The sequence below is a fragment of the Streptomyces argenteolus genome (assembly GCF_042902585.1).
Taxonomy (GTDB): domain Bacteria; phylum Actinomycetota; class Actinomycetes; order Streptomycetales; family Streptomycetaceae; genus Streptomyces; species Streptomyces argenteolus.
In genome coordinates this window covers 171,455-192,597 of the sequence record NZ_JBIBEG010000010.1, presented here as the reverse complement: position 1 = coordinate 192,597, position 21,143 = coordinate 171,455, and the positions used below count along the sequence as shown (strand labels likewise).

16 protein-coding genes and 1 riboswitch are annotated in these 21,143 nt (G+C 71.8%); of the genes, 12 read left to right on the top strand and 4 right to left on the bottom strand.

All coding sequences use genetic code 11. The annotated features are described in order from the left end of the window. The first annotated feature begins 8 nt into the window (after positions 1-8). On the top strand, positions 9-1,073 hold the full coding sequence (locus ACFY8O_RS29490; protein ID WP_387907656.1) for a CobW family GTP-binding protein: 1,065 nt from the start codon (positions 9-11) through the stop codon (positions 1,071-1,073). Positions 1,074-1,332: 259 nt separating this feature from the next. On the opposite strand, the gene ACFY8O_RS29485 is transcribed toward ACFY8O_RS29490, so the two are convergent. Then, the gene (locus ACFY8O_RS29485; RefSeq protein ID WP_387907653.1) at positions 1,333-3,783 is read right to left on the bottom strand and encodes a DNA gyrase/topoisomerase IV subunit A; all 2,451 of its coding nucleotides are present in this window, start codon (positions 3,781-3,783) and stop codon (positions 1,333-1,335) included. Positions 3,784-4,029: 246 nt separating this feature from the next. Between ACFY8O_RS29485 and ACFY8O_RS29480 the strand changes: the two genes are divergently transcribed. From ACFY8O_RS29480 to ACFY8O_RS29465, 4 genes are all read left to right on the top strand, one after another. Further along, a complete protein-coding gene (locus tag ACFY8O_RS29480) occupies positions 4,030-5,382 on the top strand; it encodes a M16 family metallopeptidase (RefSeq protein ID WP_145808677.1) in 1,353 nt (450 codons plus the stop codon). Positions 5,383-5,408: 26 nt separating this feature from the next. Further along, positions 5,409-6,791, top strand: a complete 1,383-nt coding sequence (locus tag ACFY8O_RS29475; RefSeq protein WP_145808675.1) for a M16 family metallopeptidase — start codon at positions 5,409-5,411, stop codon at positions 6,789-6,791. 206 nt (positions 6,792-6,997) lie between these two features. After that, positions 6,998-7,166: riboswitch (cyclic di-AMP (ydaO/yuaA leader) on the top strand. Positions 7,167-7,179: 13 nt separating this feature from the next. Continuing rightward, positions 7,180-7,977, top strand: a complete 798-nt coding sequence (locus ACFY8O_RS29470; RefSeq protein ID WP_387907650.1) for a M23 family metallopeptidase — start codon at positions 7,180-7,182, stop codon at positions 7,975-7,977. Positions 7,978-8,247: 270 nt separating this feature from the next. Continuing rightward, complete coding sequence (locus tag ACFY8O_RS29465; RefSeq protein ID WP_145808671.1) at positions 8,248-8,946, top strand: GntR family transcriptional regulator; 699 nt, start codon at positions 8,248-8,250, stop codon at positions 8,944-8,946. A 163-nt stretch (positions 8,947-9,109) separates the two neighbouring features. Here ACFY8O_RS29465 and ACFY8O_RS29460 read toward each other — a convergent pair whose 3' ends face one another. After that, a complete protein-coding gene (locus ACFY8O_RS29460) occupies positions 9,110-9,391 on the bottom strand; it encodes an HPr family phosphocarrier protein (RefSeq protein WP_014153627.1) in 282 nt (93 codons plus the stop codon). Positions 9,392-9,555: 164 nt separating this feature from the next. Here ACFY8O_RS29460 and ACFY8O_RS29455 point away from each other — a divergent pair, with 164 nt between their 5' ends. From ACFY8O_RS29455 to ACFY8O_RS29430, 6 genes are all read left to right on the top strand, one after another. Then, positions 9,556-12,573 (top strand): GNAT family N-acetyltransferase, encoded by a 3,018-nt coding sequence (locus ACFY8O_RS29455; RefSeq protein WP_387907648.1) that lies wholly within the window; start codon positions 9,556-9,558, stop codon positions 12,571-12,573. A 60-nt stretch (positions 12,574-12,633) separates the two neighbouring features. Continuing rightward, positions 12,634-13,230, top strand: a complete 597-nt coding sequence (locus tag ACFY8O_RS29450; RefSeq protein WP_145808667.1) for a DUF5998 family protein — start codon at positions 12,634-12,636, stop codon at positions 13,228-13,230. Further along, on the top strand, positions 13,230-14,420 hold the full coding sequence (locus ACFY8O_RS29445) for an alkaline phosphatase family protein (protein ID WP_387907644.1): 1,191 nt from the start codon (positions 13,230-13,232) through the stop codon (positions 14,418-14,420). Before ACFY8O_RS29450 ends, ACFY8O_RS29445 begins: the two co-directional genes overlap by 1 nt. A gap of 54 nt (positions 14,421-14,474) precedes the next feature. After that, positions 14,475-15,125, top strand: coding sequence for a thymidine kinase (locus tag ACFY8O_RS29440; protein WP_145808663.1), 651 nt, complete (start codon positions 14,475-14,477; stop codon positions 15,123-15,125). A 92-nt stretch (positions 15,126-15,217) separates the two neighbouring features. After that, positions 15,218-15,661 (top strand): SRPBCC family protein, encoded by a 444-nt coding sequence (locus ACFY8O_RS29435; protein ID WP_387907641.1) that lies wholly within the window; start codon positions 15,218-15,220, stop codon positions 15,659-15,661. A 193-nt stretch (positions 15,662-15,854) separates the two neighbouring features. Continuing rightward, positions 15,855-17,648 (top strand): ABC transporter ATP-binding protein, encoded by a 1,794-nt coding sequence (locus ACFY8O_RS29430; protein WP_145808661.1) that lies wholly within the window; start codon positions 15,855-15,857, stop codon positions 17,646-17,648. A gap of 109 nt (positions 17,649-17,757) precedes the next feature. On the opposite strand, the gene ACFY8O_RS29425 is transcribed toward ACFY8O_RS29430, so the two are convergent. After that, positions 17,758-18,534, bottom strand: a complete 777-nt coding sequence (locus ACFY8O_RS29425) for a VOC family protein (RefSeq protein ID WP_145808660.1) — start codon at positions 18,532-18,534, stop codon at positions 17,758-17,760. A 241-nt stretch (positions 18,535-18,775) separates the two neighbouring features. Between ACFY8O_RS29425 and ACFY8O_RS29420 the strand changes: the two genes are divergently transcribed. Further along, complete coding sequence (locus tag ACFY8O_RS29420; RefSeq protein ID WP_145808659.1) at positions 18,776-19,603, top strand: sulfurtransferase; 828 nt, start codon at positions 18,776-18,778, stop codon at positions 19,601-19,603. A 155-nt stretch (positions 19,604-19,758) separates the two neighbouring features. Here the strand turns inward: ACFY8O_RS29420 and sepH are convergent, their stop codons facing one another. Further along, positions 19,759-20,823 carry a septation protein SepH gene (gene sepH, locus ACFY8O_RS29415; protein ID WP_145808658.1) on the bottom strand — a complete coding sequence of 355 codons (1,065 nt, stop codon included), beginning with the start codon at positions 20,821-20,823 and terminating at the stop codon, positions 19,759-19,761. Positions 20,824-21,143 lie beyond the last annotated feature (320 nt).

The window sequence follows — 21,143 nt, the reverse complement described above, 5'->3', positions numbered from 1 at the left end:
AGGCCCCGTTGACTCCGCCCCACGCCCCACAGATCCCGGTTGTCGTCCTGGCGGGATTCCTCGGATCCGGCAAGACGACCCTCCTCAACCATCTGCTCCGGAACAGGGCGGGGAACCGCATCGGCGTGATCGTCAACGACTTCGGTTCCATCGAGATCGACGCCCTGACCGTCGCCGGCCAGGTCGGCTCCACGGTGTCGCTGGGCAATGGCTGTCTGTGCTGCGCCGTGGACGCGAGCGAACTCGACACGTATCTGGAGACGCTGACCAGGCCCTCCGCACGGCTCGACGTGATCGTGATCGAGGCGAGCGGACTGGCCGAACCCCAGGAGCTCGTACGGATGCTGCTGGCGAGCGACAACCCGCACGTCAGATACGGGGGTCTGGTCGAGGTCGTCGACGCTGCGGAATTCCCGGCCACCCGGGAGCGGCACCCCGAGATCGACCGCCATCTCGCGGTCGCCGACCTGATCGTCCTGAACAAGACGGACCGGGTGTCCGACGCGGAGCAGGCGGCCGTTCGGGAGGCCGTCGTGACGGCCGGTGGCAGGGGGGCCGTCATCAGCGCCGCCTACGGGCGGATCGACCCGGAGATGCTCCTCGATCCGGTTCTCCGGCCGGACGAGGGCGACCTCGACCGCCAGCTGAGCTTCGAGGACCTGCTCCCGGAGGCGGACCGTGCGCACGACACCCACCTGCACGCGGCGTACGAGAGTGTCTCCTTCAGCACGGAAGTGCCGCTCGACCCCCGCCGCTTCATGGCGTTCCTCGACTCACGGCCCGAGGGCCTCTACCGGATCAAGGGGTTCGCCGACTTCGGGCCCGGCGACCGGGACAACCGTTACGCCCTGCATGCCGTCGGCAGGTTCCTGCGATTCGTCCCGCAGCCGTGGGGCCGCGACGAGGAGCGGCGGACCCAGCTCGTGCTGATCGGCTCCGGCATCGACGCCGAGGCGTTGCACAAGGAGCTCGAGAACTGCCGGAGCCACCACCCGGGGGTCACGGAGGAGCTGGAACGCAGCATGTGGGGCGTCCTGAGGTACGTGCGGGAGCCGGACGCCGACGAGGCCTGAGCCTTCGGCGGGCCCCTCGGAGGCCCTGAGCCTTCCGGACGCTGACGAGGCGAAGCCCTGGACGCGCCCGACGGCCCCGGACACCCACGAGGCCCGAGGCCCCCGGCGCGCCGAGTCCCCGAGGCCCCGCCGGCACGACGAGCACCAGGACCCCCTGAGGGTGACAAGGCCCTCGGACGCCGAGGAGGCCCCGGAGGCCGACGGGGCCCCCGGACGCCGACAAGGCCCGATGGCCCCGTCGCCGTCCGGGCGGAGCTTTCTACAGCGATCCGGCGACCACCGCGACCGGGCTCGTCACCGATGTGCCCGAGCCGTCGCGGCGCGGATCCGGAGCCGGCAGCTCGGCCGGCGAGCCGTTCTTCTGCGCTGCACGTGCCGGGGTCCCGCCTGCCCAGGCGAAGACCAGCACGTCCTCCCCCTTGAGGAAGCGCTGGCAGCGCACCCCTCCGGTGGCCCTGCCCTTGCGGGGATACTGGTCGAACGGGGTGAGCTTCCAGGTCTGCTCCGAGTCGTCCAGCGTGCCGTGCGACCCGGCGACCGTGAAGACCACGGCGTCCGACGCCGGATCCACCGCGGTGAACGACAGCACCGTGGCTCCGGCGGTGAGCTTGACTCCCGCCATGCCGCCCGCCGGGCGGCCCTGCGGACGCACCGACGCGGCGGGGTAGCGCAGCAGTTGGGCGTCGGACGTGATGAAGACCAGGTCCTCCTCGCCCGTACGCAGCTGAGTGGCCCCGACGATACGGTCACCGTCCTTCAGCGAGATGACCTCCAACTCGTCCTTGTTGGCCGGGTAGTCGGGCACCACGCGCTTCACCACCCCCTGAAGGGTGCCGATGGCCAGGCCCGGCGCGTCCTCGTCCAGGGTGGTGAGGCAGACCAGCTCCTCGTCCGCCCCCAGCGTGAGGAACTCCGAGATCTGCGCACCGCCCGACAGGCTGGGGGCCGCGTGGGTGTCCGGCAGCTGGGGAAGGTCGATCACCGACAGGCGCAGCAGCCGTCCCGTGGACGTCACCGCGCCCACGTCCCCGCGGGCTGTCGCGGCGACCGCCGAGATGATCACATCGTGCTTGGTGCGCTTGGCGTCCTCGGACTGGACGACCGGCTCGGCACTGGCCGTGCGGGCCAGCAGACCGGTCGAGGAAAGGAGCACCTGGCACGGGTCGTCCGCGACCTCCAGAGGGACGGACGCGACCTGCGAACCCGCCGACTCCAGCAGCACGGTGCGTCGGTCGGTGCCGAACTTCTTCGCCACGGCGGCGAGTTCGGACGAGACGAGCTTGCGCAGCTCGGCGTCCGACTCCAGGATCGCGGTCAGCTGGGCGATCTCCTCGTTGAGCGTGTCGCGCTCGCTCTCCAGCTCGATCCGGTCGAAGCGGGTCAGCCTGCGCAGCGGGGTGTCCAGGATGTACTGGGTCTGGATCTCGCTGAGCGAGAAGCGCTCCATCAGGCGTTCCTTCGCCTGCGCGGAGTTGTCGCTGTCCCGGATGAGGCGGATGACCTCGTCGATGTCGAGGAGCGCGACGAGGAGGCCCTCGACCAGGTGCAGCCGGTTGCGGCGCTTGGTCCTGCGGAACTCGCTGCGACGTCGCACCACGTCGAAGCGGTGGTCGAGATAGACCTCCAGGAGCTCCTTGAGCCCCAGGGTGAGCGGCTGCCCGTCGACGAGCGCCACGTTGTTGATGCCGAAGGACTCCTCCATCGGCGTCAGCTTGTAGAGCTGCTCCAGCACCGCCTCGGGGACGAAGCCGTTCTTGACCTCGATCACGAGACGCAGACCGTGCGCCCTGTCGGTGAGGTCCTTGACGTCCGCGATGCCCTGGAGCTTCTTCGAGCCGACCAGGTCCTTGATCTTCGCGATCACCTTCTCCGGGCCGACCGTGAAGGGAAGTTCGGTGACCACGAGGCCCTTGCGGCGCGCCGTGACGTTCTCTATGGCGACCGTGGCGCGGATCTTGAACGTGCCGCGCCCGGCCGCGTACGCGTCCTTGATGCCGCCGAGGCCGACGATCCTGCCGCCGGTCGGCAGGTCGGGGCCCGGGACGTAGCGCATCAGGGTTTCGAGGTCGGCGCCCGGGTGCCGGATCAGGTGGCGGGCCGCGGCGATGACCTCGCCGAGGTTGTGCGGGGGCATGTTGGTCGCCATGCCGACCGCGATCCCGGAGGCGCCGTTGACCAGGAGGTTCGGATACGCGGCCGGGAGGACGACCGGTTCCTGCTCCTGTCCGTCGTAGTTCGACTGGAAATCGACGGTGTCCTCGTCGATCGACTCCGTCATCAGGGATGTGGCGTCGGCCATCCGGCACTCGGTGTACCGCATGGCGGCCGGCGGGTCGTCGTTACCGAGCGAGCCGAAGTTTCCGTGTCCGTCGACGAGAGGCAGACGCATCGAGAACGGCTGTGCCATGCGCACCAGTGCGTCATAGATCGACGCGTCACCGTGCGGGTGCAGTTTGCCCATCACCTCGCCCACGACACGGGCACACTTCACGTACCCGCGGTCGGGACGCAGCCCCATCTCGTTCATCTGGGACACGATGCGGCGGTGCACGGGCTTCATGCCGTCGCGGGCGTCGGGGAGAGCCCGGGAGTAGATCACCGAGTACGCGTACTCGAGGAAGGAGCCCTGCATTTCGTCGACGACGTCGATGTCGAGGATCTTCTCCTCGAAGTCGTCCGGCGGCGGGGTTTTCGTGCTGCGGCGGGCCATCGCGGCTGCGACTCCTTCACAGATTCTGTCGGGCAACCTCAGGTTCTGACGCCGACCATTGTGGACCGCCGTACTGACAACCCCGACCTCGACCCGTCCGAAGCGGTCCCGAGGGCCTGTGCCGGGCCCGTGTTTACGGCAGCATCTACGACAACATTCACCCAACGGGAACTTCGCCAGGTGCCCGTGCGCTTGCTTAGAGTGGCAGGTCCGGCAGGAAATCCTGTACCGATCGAAGGGACGTACATGCCCATGGGTCACACGGCCACAGCCCAGGCCGGTTCCGGCGGCTTGACGGCGACCGAGCACCGTCTGGCCAACGGCCTGCGCGTGGTGCTCTCCGAGGACCATCTGACCCCGGTCGCCGCGGTCTGCCTCTGGTACGACGTCGGGTCCCGCCACGAGGTCGCGGGACGCACCGGCCTGGCTCACCTCTTCGAGCACCTGATGTTCCAGGGCTCGGGCCAGGTCAAGGGGAACGGGCACTTCGAGCTGGTGCAGGGAGCGGGCGGCTCCCTCAACGGCACCACCAGCTTCGAGCGCACCAACTACTTCGAGACGATGCCCACGCACCAGCTGGAGCTCGCCCTGTGGCTCGAGGCCGACCGGATGGGCTCCCTGCTCGCCGCGCTCGACGAGGAGTCCATGGAGAACCAGCGCGACGTCGTCAAGAACGAGCGCCGCCAGCGCTACGACAACGTCCCGTACGGCACCGCGTTCGAGAAGCTCACCGCGCTCGCCTACCCGGAGGGCCACCCCTACCACCACACGCCGATCGGCTCGATGGCCGACCTGGACGCGGCGACGCTGGAGGACGCGCAGGCGTTCTTCCGCACGTACTACGCCCCGAACAACGCGGTGCTCTCCGTCGTCGGGGACATCGACCCGGAGCAGACGCTCGCCTGGATCGAGAAGTACTTCGGTTCCATCCCCTCCCACGACGGCAAGCAGCCGCCGCGGGACGGCACGCTGCCCGGCATCATCGGTGAACAGCTGCGCGAAGTGGTGCACGAGGAGGTCCCCGCGCGGGCGCTGATGGCCGCCTACCGGCTGCCGCACGACGGCACGCGCGCGTGCGACGCCGCGGACCTGGCGCTGACCGTGCTCGGCGGCGGCGAGTCCTCCAGGCTGCACAACCGGCTGGTCCGCCGTGACCGTACGGCGGTCGCCGCGGGATTCGGCCTGCTCAGGCTCTCCGGCGCGCCCTCGCTGGGCTGGCTGGACGTCAAGACGTCCGGCGGCGTCGAGGTGCCGCAGATCGAGGCCGCAGTCGACGAGGAGCTGGCGCGCTTCGCCGAGGAGGGCCCCACGCCCGAGGAAATGGAACGGGCGCAGGCGCAGTTGGAGCGCGAGTGGCTGGACCGCCTCGGTACGGTCGCCGGCCGCGCCGACGAACTGTGCCGCTACGCCGTCCTGTTCGGTGATCCGCAGCTCGCCCTGACCGCGGTGGGCCGGGTGCTCGACGTGACGGCCGACGAGGTCAAGGAGGCCGCCCGGGCGCACCTGCGTCCCGACAACCGCGCGGTCCTGGTCTACGAGCCGGTCGAGCCGGCCGACGAGACGGACGCCACCGACGCGCACGAGGGGGCCGACAAGTGACCGACGCCGCCGTGACTGGAGTAGCGATGCAGTTCCACCCGCAGCCGACCGCAGGCGAGGCAAGGCCGTGGGCCTTCCCCGCGCCCGAGCGTGGCGCCCTGCCCAACGGCCTGACCGTGCTGCGCTGCCACCGCCCCGGCCAGCAGGTCGTCGCCGTGGAGATCTTCCTCGACGCGCCGCTGGACGCCGAGCCGGAAGGCCTGGACGGCGTGGCCACGATCATGGCGCGCGCCCTGTCCGAGGGGACGGACAAGCGCTCCGCGGAGGAGTTCGCGGCCGAGCTGGAGCGCTGCGGCGCCACCCTGGACGCCCACGCGGACCACCCGGGTCTCCGTGTCTCCCTGGAGGTCCCGGTCTCCCGGCTGGCCAAGGCCCTCGGCCTGGTCGCCGAGGCGCTGCGGGCCCCCGCCTTCGCGGAGAGCGAGATCGAGCGCCTGGTGGGCAACCGGCTCGACGAGATCCCGCACGAGCAGGCCAACCCGGCCCGCCGGGCCGCCAAGCAGCTCTCCAAGGAGCTCTTCCCCGCGACGGCGCGGATGTCGCGTCCGCGCCAGGGCACCGAGGAGACGGTCCGGCGGATCGACGCCGCGGCCGTGCGCGCCTTCTACGACGCCCATGTCCGTCCGTCCACCGCGACCGCGGTCGTCGTCGGTGACCTCACGGGGGTGGACCTCGACGCCCTGCTCGCCGAGACCGTCGGTGACTGGTCGGGCAACACCGCCCAGGCCCGTCCGGTCCCCCCGATCACGGCGGACGACACCGGCCGCGTGGTCATCGTGGACCGTCCGGGCGCCGTCCAGACGCAGCTCCTGATCGGCCGTATCGGTGCGGACCGGCACGACAGCGTGTGGCCCGCGCAGGTCCTCGGCACGTACTGCCTGGGAGGCACGCTCACCTCCCGGCTGGACCGGGTGCTGCGTGAGGAGAAGGGCTACACCTACGGCGTCCGGGCCTTCGGGCAGGTGCTGCGCTCCACGGCCCCCGGTTCCTCCTCGGGGGCTACCGGTGCCGCGATGCTCGCGATCAGCGGATCCGTGGACACCGAGTCCACCGGCCCCGCCCTGGAGGACCTGTGGAAGGTCCTGCGCACGCTCGCGGCCGAAGGGCTCACCGACGCCGAGCGCGAGACCGCCGTACAGAACCTGGTGGGTGTCGCCCCGCTGAAGTACGAGACGGCCGCGTCGGTGGCGGGCACGCTCGCCGACCAGGTGGAGCAGCACCTCCCGGACGACTACCAGGCCCAGTTGTACGCACGGCTGGCCGAGACCGGCACGGTCGAGGCGACCGCGGCCGTGGTCAACGCGTTCCCGGTGGACCGGCTGGTCACCGTGCTGGTGGGCGACGCCGCGCAGATCGCCGAACCCGTCAGGGCGCTGGGCATCGGTGAGGTGTCGGTCGTCACCGGCTGACACGGACCACCACCGTCAGAACCTGGCGGAAGGGACCCCGGCGAGCGCGCTCGTCGGGGTCTCATCGTCTGTCCGTTTTGAGATTAAAAATGCACATTTGCTCTGTGGGATGTGCGACAAAAGGCCCTTTCTGTTTGGCGCCGTGGAGCGCCCCGACCTACCGTCAGCCCGGCTGTTCGCCAGACATATGCCGCGCCCGCGGCGCCGGACAGCCATCGCCGAGTCCCCGTCAGGCGCGAGCCTGGGGAGCCGGGGACCCATGAAGTCCCTGGGGTGAATCGGGCTTCCGCGCCTCGCACGTGACGCGCAGGACCCGTAGGAGACCTTCCTGCTCCGAACCCGTCAGCTAACCCGGTAGGCGAGAAGGAAGGAAAGGATCAGCCCCTCCATGGCGTTCATCCGTGCCACCGGGAAGCACCGTGCCCCGAGCCGCCTGACGCGCAAGAGCGCCAAGGCCGCCGGCATCGCGGCCCTGGCCACCACCGGTATCATCGGCGCCACCGCTTCCCCGGCCCTTGCCGCGGATTCCGAGTCCGTCACCGCGAGCAGCACCGGTCTGACCCAGACCGTCGTCTCCCTCGACTCCACGCTCGCCGCCCAGATCGACGCCCAGGCGAAGGCGCAGCAGCACCAGGCCGAGGTCGCCGCCGAGGCGAAGGCCGAGGCGAAGCGCAAGGCGGAGGCCAAGGCGGAGGCGAAGCGCAAGGCCGAGGCCCGCGCCAAGGAGGCCCGCGAGGCCGAGGCCCGGGCGGCCCGCGCCGCCGAGCGTGCCCGGCTGAACGCCTTCCACCTCCCGGTCGCGGGCTCCCACGTGACCACCGGCTACAAGTCGGGTGGCGCGCTCTGGTCCTCCGGCAGCCACTCCGGCGTGGACTTCCAGGCGGCCTCGGGCACCTCCGTGGTCGCGGTCGGCGCCGGCACGGTCGTCGAGGCGGGCTGGGGCGGCGCCTACGGCAACAACATCGTGCTCCGGATGAACGACGGCACCTACACCCAGTACGGCCACCTCTCGTCGATCGGTGTCTCGGTCGGCCAGAGCGTCACCTCGGGACAGCAGATAGGCCTCTCCGGCTCGACCGGCAACTCCACCGGCCCGCACCTGCACTTCGAGGCCCGGACCACCCCCGAGTACGGGTCCGACATGGACCCCGTCGCCTACCTCCGCGCCCACGGCGTCCAGGTCTGACCGAGCTCCGTACGGCGACGCCCCCAGCGCGAAGGTGCTCCTGCGGCGGACTCCGCACGGCGCATGCTCCGGCCGAAGGCCCCGGCTCACCCGCCGGGGCCTTCGGTGTGTCCCGGCGCGGAGGGTGCGGAGCCTGAGCGGAAGCGCCCGGCAGCCAAAAGCAATCCATGGATTCCACCCCGCCATCGGAAATTCCCGTCGATTGCAATAGAGTCACAGAACAGGCGTCGATCGGCCGCGTTTCGCGGGGATTAAGGCGGAGGTTCGGACATGCGCATTCCCGCGCATTCGGTATGCACGGCGATCCGTGACGACATCGTCTCCGGTGTCTTCGAACGCGGCAGCCGCCTCACCGAAGAGGTGCTCGCGCGGCGCTACGGCGTCTCACGCGTCCCGGTGCGTGAGGCGTTGCGCACCCTGGAGTCCGAGGGGTTCGTCGTCACGCGCCGGCACGCCGGTGCCTGCGTGGCCGAGCCCACGGAGCAGGAGGCCGCGGACCTCCTGGAGATCCGGATGCTCCTGGAGCCCCTGGGGGCCGCCCGTGCGGCGCAGCGGCGTACCGACGCGCACCTCAAGGTGCTCCGGGGACTGGTCAGACTGGGGCAGGAGCGGGTCCGCCGCGGCGAGGGGGAGGATCTGCGCTCGCTGGGCGGCTGGTTCCACGAGACGCTGGCGCAGGCCTCGGGCAGCCCCGCGCTGATCGCGCTGCTCACCCAGCTCCGGCACAAGATCGCCTGGATGTACTCCGTCGAGCAGCCGGCCCGCCCCGCGGATTCCTGGGCGGAGCACGGGGCGCTCGTGGACGCCGTGGCGCGCGGTGACGCGGAACGGGCCAGGGCTCTCGCGACCCAGCACGCCGAGCGGGCCACCGGGGCGCACCGGCTCCGCCGTCGGCCCGGCGTGGCGGCGGGCGGGGTGCGGGTGAGGACTTCGCAACACCCCGTAAACATCGCGGGAGCGCGTCATTAACAATTGCGCCGTATACAAAGAAGGTAATTGCCGAAGGGCTCTATTTCGCCTGCCCTAATTCGGGCTGCGCGACATGTGTAAAACTCTTTGTGCAACAGAAAGGCCGCGGCTCCCGGTGAAGGGTGCCGCGGCCTGTCCGCGGGAAATTCCGGAGCGGCCGGATTCACACGGTCTCCGGGAGCTCCTCCAGCCCTTCGGCGACCAGCTTCGCCAGACGGTCCAGCGCGACCTCGGCGTTGTCCGCCTCGGACGCGAGCACGATCTCCTCGCCACCCTGGGCGCCCAGGCCGAGCACCGCGAGCATGGACGCGGCGTTCACGGGGTTGCCGTCCGCCTTGGCGATCGTCACCGGAACGCCGGAGGCCGTGGCGGCACGGACGAAGATGGAAGCGGGGCGGGCGTGCAGGCCCTCGGCCCAACCGACGTTGACGCGGCGCTCAGCCATGGTTCTGCCCTTCACGTATCAATGGTTGTCTAGACCAGTGTCTCATGCGGTGTGCACTGCTGGGCCTGCGCTCACCGTCGGCCCGCGCACCGCCCGCCGGCACCCTCAGCGTGCCCCTGCCCGCATCTCGACGCGACCGGTGCGACGAGCCGTAGGCTTTGCCCATGGAGCCCTCGCCCTCGCAGGAGCAGAGTCCGCACCACGCGTACCCCGACCACTGGGAGGCGGACGTGGTGCTCCGCGACGGTGGCACCGCGCGCATCAGGCCCATCACCACGGACGACGCCGAGCGGCTGGTCAGCTTCTACGAGCAGGTGTCCGACGAGTCGAAGTACTACCGCTTCTTCGCCCCCTACCCGCGCCTCTCCGCCCGCGACGTGCACCGCTTCACCCATCACGACTACGTCGACCGGGTGGGACTGGCCGTCACGGTCGGCGGCGAGTTCATCGCGACCGTGCGCTACGACCGGATCGACGCGCAGGGCCGGCCGGCGTCCGCGCCCTCGGACGAGGCCGAGGTCGCCTTCCTCGTCCAGGACGCCCACCAGGGCCGCGGCGTCGCCTCGGCACTCCTCGAACACATCGCGGCGGTGGCCAGGGAGCGCGGCATCCGCCGCTTCGCCGCCGAGGTGCTCCCCGCCAACAACAAGATGATCAAGGTGTTCCGGGACGCCGGGTTCACCCAGCACCGCAGCTTCGAGGACGGCTCCGTCCACCTCACCCTCGACATCGAGCCCACGGCGGAGTCCCTCGCCGTCCAGCGCGCCCGTGAGCAGCGGGCCGAAGCCCGGTCGGTGCAGCGCCTGCTGGCCCCCGGCTCCGTCGCGGTCGTCGGCGCCGGGCGAGCACCCGGGGGAGTGGGCCGCACGGTCCTGCGCAACCTCCTGGGCTCGGGCTTCACCGGATGCGTGTACGCGGTGAACGCGTCCTTCGACGCCGGCCTGGAGACCGTCGACGGGGTTCCGGCCCACCGCTCCGTGGGCGAGATCGGCGCACAGGTCGATCTCGCGGTCGTCGCCGTGCCCGCCGACCGCGTCCCGCACGTGGTCGCGGACTGCGGTGAACACGGCGTCCAGGGGCTGGTCGTCCTCTCCGCCGGTTACGCCGAGCGCGGCACCGAAGGCCGGGAGCGGCAGCGCGAACTGGTCCGGCAGGCACGCTCGTACGGCATGCGGATCATCGGCCCGAACGCCTTCGGCATCATCAACACCTCCGAATCGGTCCGCCTCAACGCCTCGCTCGCCCCCGAGTCCCCGCGCCCCGGGCGCATCGGGCTCTTCACCCAGTCCGGCGCCATCGGGATCGCCGTCCTGTCCGGTCTCCACCGGCGCGGGGCGGGGCTGTCCGCCTTCATCTCCGCGGGCAACCGGGCCGACGTCTCCGGAAACGACTTCCTGCAGTACTGGTACGAGGACCAGGGGACCGATGTCGCCCTGATGTACCTGGAGTCGCTCGGCAACCCGCGCAAGTTCACCCGGCTCGCCCGCCGGACAGCCGCGGTGAAGCCCGTGGTCGTGGTCAAGGGAGCGCGGCACAGCGGCTCCACCCCGCCCGGCCATGCCGTACCCGTCAGCCGGATCCCGGACGCGACGGTCTCAGCGCTGATGCGGCAGGCGGGCGTGATCCGGGTGGACACCGTGACCGAGCTGGTCGACGTGGGCCTGCTGCTCGCGGGCCAGCCCCTGCCGGAGGGGCCCCGGGTGGCGATCCTCGGCAACTCCGAGTCCCTCGGCCTCCTCACCTACGACGCCTGCCTCGCCGAGGGACTGCGTCCCCGCCCGCCGCGCGATCTCACCACGGCCGCGGGCCCGCAGGACTTCCGGGACGCGCTGGCGGAAGCGCTCGCCGACCGGACCTGCGACGCGGTGATCGTGACCGCGATCCCCTGGGTGGGGGAGAACGGCGAGGCGGAGACCGGTGACGGGGAGACCCTGGCCGCCGCGCTGCGCGAGGCGGCGGCCACCGGCCCGGCCAAGCCGGTGGCCGTGGTGCACGTGGAGATGGGCGGCCTGGCGGAGGCGCTCGCCGCCGCCACGAGCACGGCGGCCCCCCGGCCCCGGACGACGGCCCTCGGCGCGACGCAGGAGTCACGGTCCGGGCAGGAGCCCTCCACGCCGGCCCAGGACACCGCTCGGGAAACGGCCACCCCCTCCGGGGCGCCGGCCCGCACCGCAGCCCCGGACCACGCTCCGGCGCACAGCGCCCCGGCCCCCGTCACCCCGGCCCCAGCAGCCCCCGGCACTGCGGCAAGCACCTCCACCGGCACTCCGGCGCCGGCCGCCGCCACCGGGCCCGGTTCCTCTGCCCGCCGCATCCCCGCCTATCCCGCGGCCGAGCGAGCCGTCCGCGCGCTCGCCGAGGCCGTGAAGTACGCCCAGTGGCGGCGCCAGGCCGCGGCCCCCGGCAAGGTGCCCGAATTCCTGGACGACACCATCGACGAACCCGGGGCCGCCGGGCTGATCGACACGCTGCTGGGTCCTGACCCCGACCCGCGAGGCCGCCCGCTCACCCCGGACGAGGCACGCGAACTGCTCGCCCGTTACGGCGTGACCGTCCGGCCGGCCCTCCCCGCCCCGGACTCCGGGGAAGCCGTGGCAGCCGCCGGGAAGCTCGGCTACCCGGTGGCCCTGAAGACCACCGCCCCCCATCTCCGCCACCGTGCCGACCTCGGTGGCGTCCGGCTCGACCTCGCCAACGAGAACGCCCTGCGGCGGGCCTACGGCGAACTCACCGAACTGCTCGGCAGCCCGGCCGAACTCCGCCCCGTCGTCCAGGCCATGGCACCCAGGGGCGTCGACACCGTGGTCAAGGCGTCGATCGACGCCGCCGCCGGCGCCGTCCTCTCCTTCGGGCTGGCCGGCGCGCCCTCCGAGCTGCTGGGCGACATCGCGCACCGGCTGGTGCCCGCCACCGACCGCGACGTCGCCGAGCTGATCCGCTCCATCAGGGCGGCTCCGGTGCTGTTCGGCTGGCGCGGATCCGCGCCGGCGGACACAGCGGCGCTCGAAGAGCTCCTGCTGAGGGTGTCCCGCCTCGTCGACGACCACCCCGAAGTGGTCTCGGTCACCCTGGAACCCGTCGTCGTCGCCACCCAGGGCCTGACGGTCCTCGGGGCGAGCGTCCGGCTCGCTCCGCCACCCGCTCGCAACGACCTCGGGCCCCGCCGGCTCCCGAGCTACTGACCGCCCGCCGACCCGCGCACAGCGTCCCCGGCAGCCACCTGCCCCCCGTAGGATGGCCCCATGGCAAAGACCGGTACGACGACCCAGGGGCTGCGCGCGGCGATCGAGCGCAGCGGCTACTACCCGGCCCTCGTGGCCGAGGCGGTGGAGGCCGCCGTCGGCGGGGAGCCGGTCGCTTCGTACCTGGTCCACCAGGAGACCACCTTCGACTCCAACGAGGTGCGCCGCCACGTCACGGTCCTCGTCCTGACGGACACCCGTTTCATCGTCAGCCACACCGACGAGCAGGCCGCCGACACGAGCTCCCCGACGCCGTACGCCACGACGTCCACCGAGTCGGTCAAGCTCGACCGGATCTCGTCCGTGGTGGTCAGCCGTGTCGTCGCCAACCCCGAGAAGTACGTGCCCGGCACCCTGCCCCGCGAGGTCGTCCTGACGATCGGCTGGGGCGCTGTCTCCCGGATCGATCTGGAGCCCGCCGCCTGCGGCGACCCCAACTGCGAGGCCGACCACGGCTACACCGGCAGTTCCACCGCCGACGACCTCAGCCTGCGCGTCAGCGAGGCGGGGGACGGCCCGGACACCGTGCGCCAGACGCTCGCCTTCGCCCAGGCGCTCTCCGAGGCCACGGCCGCCACCGCGGCCGCCACCCGCTGATGGCCCAGCCGCCGGCCTGGCAGGACCCCGTCCTCCTCGCTCCCGAGACCGCGCCCGTCCCCGAGTACGGCACCGGTTCCCTCGCCGATCTCCTGCCGACGCTGGCCGCGGGCCAGGGCGTCCCGGGCTTCGAGGCGACGATCGCGGAACTCACCCCCGCCGACCGCAACTGCGTCTTCCTGATCGACGGGCTCGGCTGGGAACAGATCAAGGCCCACCCGGACGAGGCGCCCTTCCTGCACTCCCTGCTCCCCACGTCCCGTGGCGGCACGGGACGGCCGCTCACCTCGGGCTTCCCGTCCACCACGGCCACCTCGCTCGCGTCGGTGGGGACGGGTCTGGCCCCGGGCGAGCACGGCCTTCCCGGCTACACCGTGCGCAACCCGGAGACCGGCGCGCTGATGAACCAGCTCCGCTGGAAGCCGTGGACCGCCCCCAAGGTCTGGCAGCCCTACCCCACGGTCTTCGCCCTCGCCGACGCGGCCGGCGTGCGCACCGCGCAGGTCTCCGCCCCGGACTTCGAGCAGACCCCCCTGACCAAGGTCGCACTCAGCGGCGGTTCCTTCCTCGGCCGGCTCTCCGGCGAGGAGCGGATGGACGTCGCCGCCGAGCGGCTGGCCGCCGGTGACCGGTCCCTCGTCTACACGTACTACAGCGAGGTCGACGGGCAGGGGCACCGCTTCGGCACCGACTCCGACGCCTGGCGCGGCCAGCTGATGTACGTCGACGGGCTCGCCCGGCGTCTCGCCGAGCAGCTCCCGCCCCGCTCGGCTCTGTACATCACCGCCGACCACGGCATGATCGACATCCCGTTCGACGAGCAGTCCCGGATCGACTTCGACGAGGACTGGGAGCTCGGCGCCGGCGTGGCCCTGCTGGGCGGCGAGGGCCGGGCCCGTCATGTGTACGCGGTCCCCGGCGCCGAGGCCGACGTCCTCACCGTCTGGCGAGAGGTGCTGGGCGAGCAGTTCTGGGTGGCGAGCCGCGACGAGGCGATCGCGGCGGGCTGGTTCGGCCCGCGGATCGACGAACGGGTGTACGGCAGGATCGGCGACGTGGTGGCCGCGGCCCACGACGACGTGGTGATCACCGCGTCGGTCAACGAACCCCACGAGTCCCGGATGGTGGGGATGCACGGCTCGCTGACCCCCGTGGAACAGCTCGTTCCGCTCCTCGAAGTACGCTCGTAACCCTTCTTCGCCCTCCTCACACCGCACTCGCACCCGAAAGGCGCGCACCTTCTCATGCCCGAGCTCGTGTTCTTCTCCGGAACGATGGACTGCGGAAAGAGCACCCTGGCCCTCCAGATCGGCCACAACAGGTCCGCTCGCGGGCTGCGGGGAGTGATCTTCACCCGGGACGACCGGGCGGGAGAGGGGAAGCTCTCCTCGCGGCTCGGTCTGGTGACGGAGGCGATCGAGGCGACGCCGGGCATGGACGTGTACGGCTATCTCGTGGGCCAGATGTCCAGGGGTGAGCGGGTCGACTACGTGATCGTGGACGAGGCACAGTTCCTCGCGCCCGAGCAGATCGACCAGCTGGCCAGGGTCGTCGACGACCTGGGGCTCGACGTGTTCGCCTTCGGCATCACCACGGACTTCCGCACAAAGCTCTTCCCCGGCTCGCAGCGCTTGATCGAGCTCGCGGACCGGATAGAGACGCTGCAGGTCGAGGCCATGTGCTGGTGCGGGGCCCGGGCCACGCACAACGCCCGTACGGTGGGCGGGGTCATGGTCGTCGAGGGCGAGCAGGTCGTCGTCGGAGACGTCGACCGGCCGGCCGGGGACGTCGGTTACGAGGTGCTCTGCCGCCGTCACCACCGGCGCCGCATGACGAGCGCCGCGGCTCAGGCGGGCGTGCTGTCCCCGGACGTCCTGCCGGTCAACCAGGGATGACCCGCGAGCACGGCGGGGCTCCATGCGTGCATCGCCGAGGGCCGGGTAGGCGGCAGCGCAAGCCGTAACCGAGAGAAAGAAGGATGATCTCCATGTCCTCCTCCCTCGTCGAGACCGTCGACATCAAGGCGCCCGTCGCCGTCACCTACGCGCTGTGGAGCGATGTGACGCAGTGGCCGAAGTTCCTGAGCCACGTCCGTCGCGTCGACCCGATGGACGAGCGCCGGTTCTCCTGGCAGCTGTCCCTGCCGGGCGCCGACAAGGGGTTCGTCGCGGAGCTGACCGAGGTCGTCCCGCAGGACCGCATCGCCTGGAAGACCATCGAGGGTGTGCACCACGCCGGTGTCGTCACGTTCCACCGGCTGGACGACACCTCCAGCCGGGTCGCGCTGCAGATCGAGTACGACCCCAACGGCTTCGTGGAGCACCTGGGAGCGCTGACGAACCTCGATTCGGTCCTGGCCAACTACGACCTGGGCGAGTTCCAGAAGCTGGCCGAGTCGACGGCTGCGGGCGACGGCCCCCGGGGGCTGTGACCCCGGCCCGTCCCGCGGCGCGACGCGCCCACGTGCACGGCAGCGGCCCGTACACCCCACGGAGGTGTGTACGGGCCGCAGCCGTGCCGCGGTGGTGTCTGAGGCGCGGCCGGGTGCCCGTTTCACCCCTCGGCTGTCTCTTTGCGTGGAACGGGGGTTGTCGGCGGCGGGGCGAGCGGGTGGGATGATCTCCATGAAGAAAGCGCTTTCACCGCTCTCCGCCGAACCCCTGGCACCCTTCGACCACCTCGATCACCGCTACCGCGGCGAGAACCCCGTCCGCACCCTCGGTCATCTGCTCCGGCCCGACCGTGGCCGCCTCGCCCTCGCCGTCGCCCTCTTCGTCGTGAAGCACAGCCCCATCTGGCTGCTGCCGCTGATCACCGCGACCGTCCTCGACGTGGTCGTCCAGCACGGTCCCGAGTCGGGGATCTGGAAGGCGGCCGGCGTCCTGCTGTTCATCCTCGTGATCAACTATCCGCTCCACCAGTGGTATGTGCGCTTCCTCGGCGGAAGCATCCGCCGCATGGGCATCACCCTGCGCTCCGCGCTGTGCCGGCGGATGCAGCAGCTCTCCATCGGCTACCACGCGCGGGTCAGTTCGAGCGTGCTCCAGGCCAAGGTGGTGCGTGACGTCGAGGCCGTCGAGCAGATGGTGCAGCAGAGCTCAGACATGGGCCTCGGCGCCGTGGTCACGCTGATCGGCGGGCTCGTCGTCATCGGCGTACGGGTGCCCGAATTCCTGCCCGTCTTCCTCGTCGTGGTGCCCGCCGCGGGCTTCCTGGTGATGAAGCTGCGCGGGCGGCTGCGCAGCCACAACGAGTCCTTCCGGCGTGAGGTGGAGCAACTCTCCTCGCGGGTCGGGGAGATGACCACGCTCATCCCCATCACCCGCGCCCACGGCCTCGAACGGACCGCGCTCGGCAGGGTCGACGGCTCCCTGCGCCAGGTGTTCGCCGCAGGTCTGCGCCTGGACATGATCAACGGCCGCTTCGGCTCGCTGGCCTGGGTCATCCTCAACACACTCGGCGTCCTGTGCCTCACCGGCTCCGCCCTGGTCTCGTACCACGGCTGGATGGCGATCACCGCCGGTGACGTCGTGATGCTCAGCGCCTTCTTCACCGTGCTGACGGGGTCGGTGACGACGCTCCTGGGCCTGGCCCCCATCCTCACCAAGGGCCTGGAATCGGTGCGTTCGGCGGGGGAGGTGCTCCAGGCGCCCGATCTGGAGAACAACGCCGGAAAGACGCGGGTGGAGAGCGTCACAGGCCGGATCGACTTCGAGGACGCCGGTTTCGCCTACGACGGGGAGCCCGCCGTCGACGGATTCACCCTGACCGCGCGGCCCGGCGAGACCATCGCGCTGGTCGGAGCCTCCGGAGCGGGCAAGTCGACGGTCCTCAACCTGCTCATCGGCTTCATCCGCCCGACCTCCGGCCGCATCCTGCTCGACGGTGTCGACATGGCCGGTCTGGACCTGCGTACCTACCGGCGGTTCCTGTCGGTGGTGCCACAGGAGTCGATCCTGTTCGAGGGCAGCATCCGCGACAACGTCACGTACGGCATGGGGGACACCGACGAGGAGACGCTGATGCGTGCCCTGCGGGACGCCAACGCCCTGGAGTTCGTGCAAGGACTGCCGCAGGGCCTGGAAACCGTCATCGGGGAGCGCGGCGCGCAGTTGTCGGGTGGCCAGAAGCAGCGTCTGGCCATCGCCCGGGCGCTGATCCGCGATCCGCGGGTGCTGGTGCTCGACGAAGCCACCTCAGCGCTCGACAACCGTTCCGAGGCGCTCGTCCAGGAGGCCCTGAGCCGTCTCGTGCACGGCAGGACCGTCTTCGTCGTCGCCCACCGGCTCTCCACGATCCAGGGGGCGGACCGCATCGTAGCCATGGAGGGAGGCCGCATCGCCGAGGTGGGGACGCACGAGGAACTGCTGGGTACCGGCGGTGTGTACGCGGGACTCCAGCCCGCTCGGCCGAGGTGACACGGACACCTCCCGGAACCCCGCGGCCGGCCGTGCCCTGACGCGGCGGGCGTCCCGGCCCGCGGCTGCCGCCCGTCGACGCGGGAGGCGGTCGTGGTGGCCGCCGGGTTCAGTGGCCCGGCGGCCGGACGATCGTGAACACGGCGCCCTCCGGGTCCGCCACCGTGGCAAGCTTCCCGGTCGCGCCCTCACGTGGTGGCTGCAGGACGCGCCCGCCGAGCTCCACCACGCGCGCCGCGGTCGCGTCGGTGTCGGCCACCTGGAAGTACGTCATCCAGTGCGGGCCCCGGTCGCGCGGCAGGGCGTGCCCCACGCCGTGCAGGCCGGCCACGGGGCGCCCCTGGAGATGCAGTGTCTGGTAGTCGAAGTCGGCCGAGACGACCGCCTCGATCTCGAACCCGAAGACGGCCTGGTAGAACTTGGCGACCGACGAGGTCTCCCGGGTCACCAGTTCGTTCCACGCCGGGGTGCCGGGTGTGCCCGCGAGGGCCGTACCGAGGTGCTCGGCGGCCTGCCAGATGCCGAACACCGCTCCGCCCGGGTCCGAGGCGATCGCCAGGCGGCCCGCGTCACCGGCGTCGAGCGGACCCACGGCCACCGTGCCGCCGCAGGAACGGATCGCCTCGGCCGTGGCGTCCGCGTCGTCCGTGGCGAGGTACGTCGTCCAGGCGATGGGCAGGTGCCGGTCCGGCGGCAACTGCCCGATGCCAGCGACCTCCTTGCCGCTCAACAGCGCCCGGACGTAGGGCCCCAGCTGTTTGGGACCGGGCCGGAACTCCCAGCCGAACAGCGTGCTGTAGAACTCCTGCGTCGCGGTCAGGCCGTGCACGATCAGACTCACCCAGCACGGTGCTCCGGGCGGGCGCCGGGTGGCAGCCTCGGTCATCTTCTTCTCTCTCCTCGTACCATCGGGGTGGCCGTACGGGGGACGGGCTCTGCACGGCGTCCAGGGGTACGGATACGGGTGCACACGCTCCGTGCAGATGCTCGCACCCCTCGGGCCCCGAGGCACCCCGGCCGCGCCGCGTTTCGAAGCTTCCGATCGCCCCGAAGTCCGTTTTGATGCGGTACATGCATTTCGGCGACGGGGCGGGGGACCGAGGGGCCGCTGCGCGAAGATGGCACCCATGAACCCCATCATCACCGCATCCGAATACCTGAGCGAGTCGGCCGGGCCGCGCCCGCCGGTGCTCCTGGACGTCCGCTGGCAGCTCGGCGGTCCGCACGGCCGTGCGGACTACGAAGCCGGACACCTCCCGGGGGCGGTGTTCGTCGATCTCGACGCGGAGCTCGCCGGGCCGCCCGGGAGCGGAGGCCGCCACCCCCTGCCGGATCCTGAGGCCTTCGGGGCCGTCATGCGGCGGGCGGGGGTGCGCGGGGACGGTCCGGTGGTGGTCTACGACGGTGGCCAGGGCTGGGCCGCGGCCCGCGCGTGGTGGCTGTTGCGGTGGACGGGCCACGACGACGTCCGCGTGCTGGACGGCGGTCTCGCCGCGTGGACCGGCGAGCTCACCACGGTGATTCCGGCCCCCGCCGAGGGGGACTTCCGGCCCGAGCCGGGGGCGCTCGGGCTGCTGGACGCGGACGGCGCCGCGGCGCTGGCTCGCTCCGGCGTGCTGCTCGACGCGCGTGCCGCGGAGCGCTACCGGGGAGACGTGGAGCCGATCGACCGCGTCGGCGGGCACATCCCGGGCGCGGTGTCCGCCCCGACCAGCGAGAACGTCGACAGCGACGGCCGCTTCCTGCCGGCCGGAAGGCTGGCCTCCCGCTTCTCGGCTCTCGGCGCGGACGGCACGGCCGAGGTCGGCGTCTACTGCGGCTCCGGTGTCTCGGGCGCCCACGAAGTCCTGGCCCTGGAGATCGCCGGACAGCGTGCCGCGCTGTACGCCGGGTCCTGGTCGGAGTGGTCCGCGGACGAGTCCCGCCCTGTCGCCACCGGCCCGGCCCCGAGCTGACCGTGTGAGGCGCCGTCCTCCAGGCCCCGCCCCGGGCGCCTGGAGGACGGCGCCTCACGGGGGGCTGCCGGGCCAAGCCCCTGAGAAAGAGGCGAGGGCCCGCACGCCGACGCGTGCGGACCCTCGCCCAGGTCGCGCGGATCCTGACCGGACCCTCAGTCCTGCTTCTTCCGGCGGGTGCCGAAGACGATCTCGTCCCAGCTCGGCACCGCCGCACGGCGCCCCGGGCGCACCCCGTCCGCCTCGGCCTGCCGGTCCGTCGTCCCGGTCAGCCGGTCGCGGTGACCGGCCACGGCGCGCGGCATCAGTACGTCGGCGTACGCGGAGCCGGCACCGGCGGAGGCCGCCGCGGCCGGGGGCTCGTCCGCCTCGGGCTCCTCCTGGGAGGCGGGCTCGAGCGCGGGCGGCTCCGGCTGCGAGGGCCGTTCCGGCACGACCATGTCCCCCCGGAAGCTCGGTACCGCCTCCAGCAGGCTGGTCAGCGAGTCACGCTCGCCGGCCGACACACCGCTGACGCGCTCCTCCGGCTCCACGGCGGAGGGGGAGGGGCGCTCGATCTGGCGGTCCAGGGCGCGGTCCAGCGGCCGGTCGCGCGGCAGCCGGGCGATCCGGGGCACGAACGGGAAGCTCGGCTCCGGAGCGGCGACGTCGTCGGTCTCGCCGATCAGCGAACGCGCCTCCTCGTCCACGGCCTGGACCAGGCGCCGCGGCGGGTCGTACGTCCAGCTCGCGGAGTGGGGCTCGCCCGCGACGCGGTAGACCAGGAGGACCTCCCAGGTGCCGTCGTCACGGCGCCACGAGTCCCACTGGACGGTTTCCCGGTCGGCCCCGCGCAGCAGGAGACGCTCCTGCACCGCCTCGCCGAGCTGGGGGCCGGTGTTCTCGCCCGGGCGCCGCACCGGGGTCTTGCGGGCTCGCTCGGCCATGAAGGCACGCTCCGCGAGCACGGGGCCCTCGAAGCGGCGCACCCGGTCGACCGGGATACCGGCGAACTGGGCGACCTCCTCGGCGGAGGCACCGGCGCGTATACGCGCCTGGATGTCGCGCGGGCGGAGATGGCTCTCCACCTCGATCTCGATCTGGCCGAGCCGGGCGCGGTCGTTGCGCACGGCGGCACGCAGCCGCTCATCGATCGGAAGCGTGTACTCCGTGCTGTCCGCAGCCTTGAGCACCAGTCGTGTGCCGTCGTTCGAGACGGCCACGACACGCAGTTCGGGCATGGGAACCTCCCGGGTGGTGCCTGCCGACGTCACCTGCGTCGCTGCTTCCGCTAGTCGAGTGTGACCTGCCCGGGTTCAGCCTGCCACAACCTTGCCAAGTTACCCGGCGTGTCGGGCCTTGGCCCTGGACCGCCGCGATGGCACGGTTACCTGTTCGCGACGCGGAGCGACCGGATGGTCGCTCCATGTAGCAGGCGCCCGTGCGATGCCGCGGCGCCGCCGGTTCGGGTGCCTTTCGGCCCCCTCCCGTAGTTTCCGGATACCCGTGTAGGAGTCCGGCCCCAGGGCTCGTCACAGTACTCCATTCGGGCCACCGGGGT

Bases quoted from the DNA above. Each gene is read 5' to 3' on its own strand.
- ACFY8O_RS29485 (WP_387907653.1), bottom strand. From the start codon at position 3,783: ATGGCCCGCCGCAGCACGAAAACCCCGCCGCCGGACGACTTCGAGGAG.
- ACFY8O_RS29480 (WP_145808677.1), top strand. From the start codon at position 4,030: ATGCCCATGGGTCACACGGCCACAGCCCAGGCCGGTTCCGGCGGCTTG.
- ACFY8O_RS29475 (WP_145808675.1), top strand. From the start codon at position 5,409: ATGCAGTTCCACCCGCAGCCGACCGCAGGCGAGGCAAGGCCGTGGGCC.
- ACFY8O_RS29470 (WP_387907650.1), top strand. From the start codon at position 7,180: ATGGCGTTCATCCGTGCCACCGGGAAGCACCGTGCCCCGAGCCGCCTG.
- ACFY8O_RS29465 (WP_145808671.1), top strand. From the start codon at position 8,248: ATGCGCATTCCCGCGCATTCGGTATGCACGGCGATCCGTGACGACATC.
- ACFY8O_RS29460 (WP_014153627.1), bottom strand. From the start codon at position 9,391: ATGGCTGAGCGCCGCGTCAACGTCGGTTGGGCCGAGGGCCTGCACGCC.
- ACFY8O_RS29455 (WP_387907648.1), top strand. From the start codon at position 9,556: ATGGAGCCCTCGCCCTCGCAGGAGCAGAGTCCGCACCACGCGTACCCC.
- ACFY8O_RS29450 (WP_145808667.1), top strand. From the start codon at position 12,634: ATGGCAAAGACCGGTACGACGACCCAGGGGCTGCGCGCGGCGATCGAG.
- ACFY8O_RS29445 (WP_387907644.1), top strand. From the start codon at position 13,230: ATGGCCCAGCCGCCGGCCTGGCAGGACCCCGTCCTCCTCGCTCCCGAG.
- ACFY8O_RS29440 (WP_145808663.1), top strand. From the start codon at position 14,475: ATGCCCGAGCTCGTGTTCTTCTCCGGAACGATGGACTGCGGAAAGAGC.
- ACFY8O_RS29435 (WP_387907641.1), top strand. From the start codon at position 15,218: ATGTCCTCCTCCCTCGTCGAGACCGTCGACATCAAGGCGCCCGTCGCC.
- ACFY8O_RS29430 (WP_145808661.1), top strand. From the start codon at position 15,855: ATGAAGAAAGCGCTTTCACCGCTCTCCGCCGAACCCCTGGCACCCTTC.
- ACFY8O_RS29425 (WP_145808660.1), bottom strand. From the start codon at position 18,534: ATGACCGAGGCTGCCACCCGGCGCCCGCCCGGAGCACCGTGCTGGGTG.
- ACFY8O_RS29420 (WP_145808659.1), top strand. From the start codon at position 18,776: ATGAACCCCATCATCACCGCATCCGAATACCTGAGCGAGTCGGCCGGG.
- sepH (WP_145808658.1), bottom strand. From the start codon at position 20,823: ATGCCCGAACTGCGTGTCGTGGCCGTCTCGAACGACGGCACACGACTG.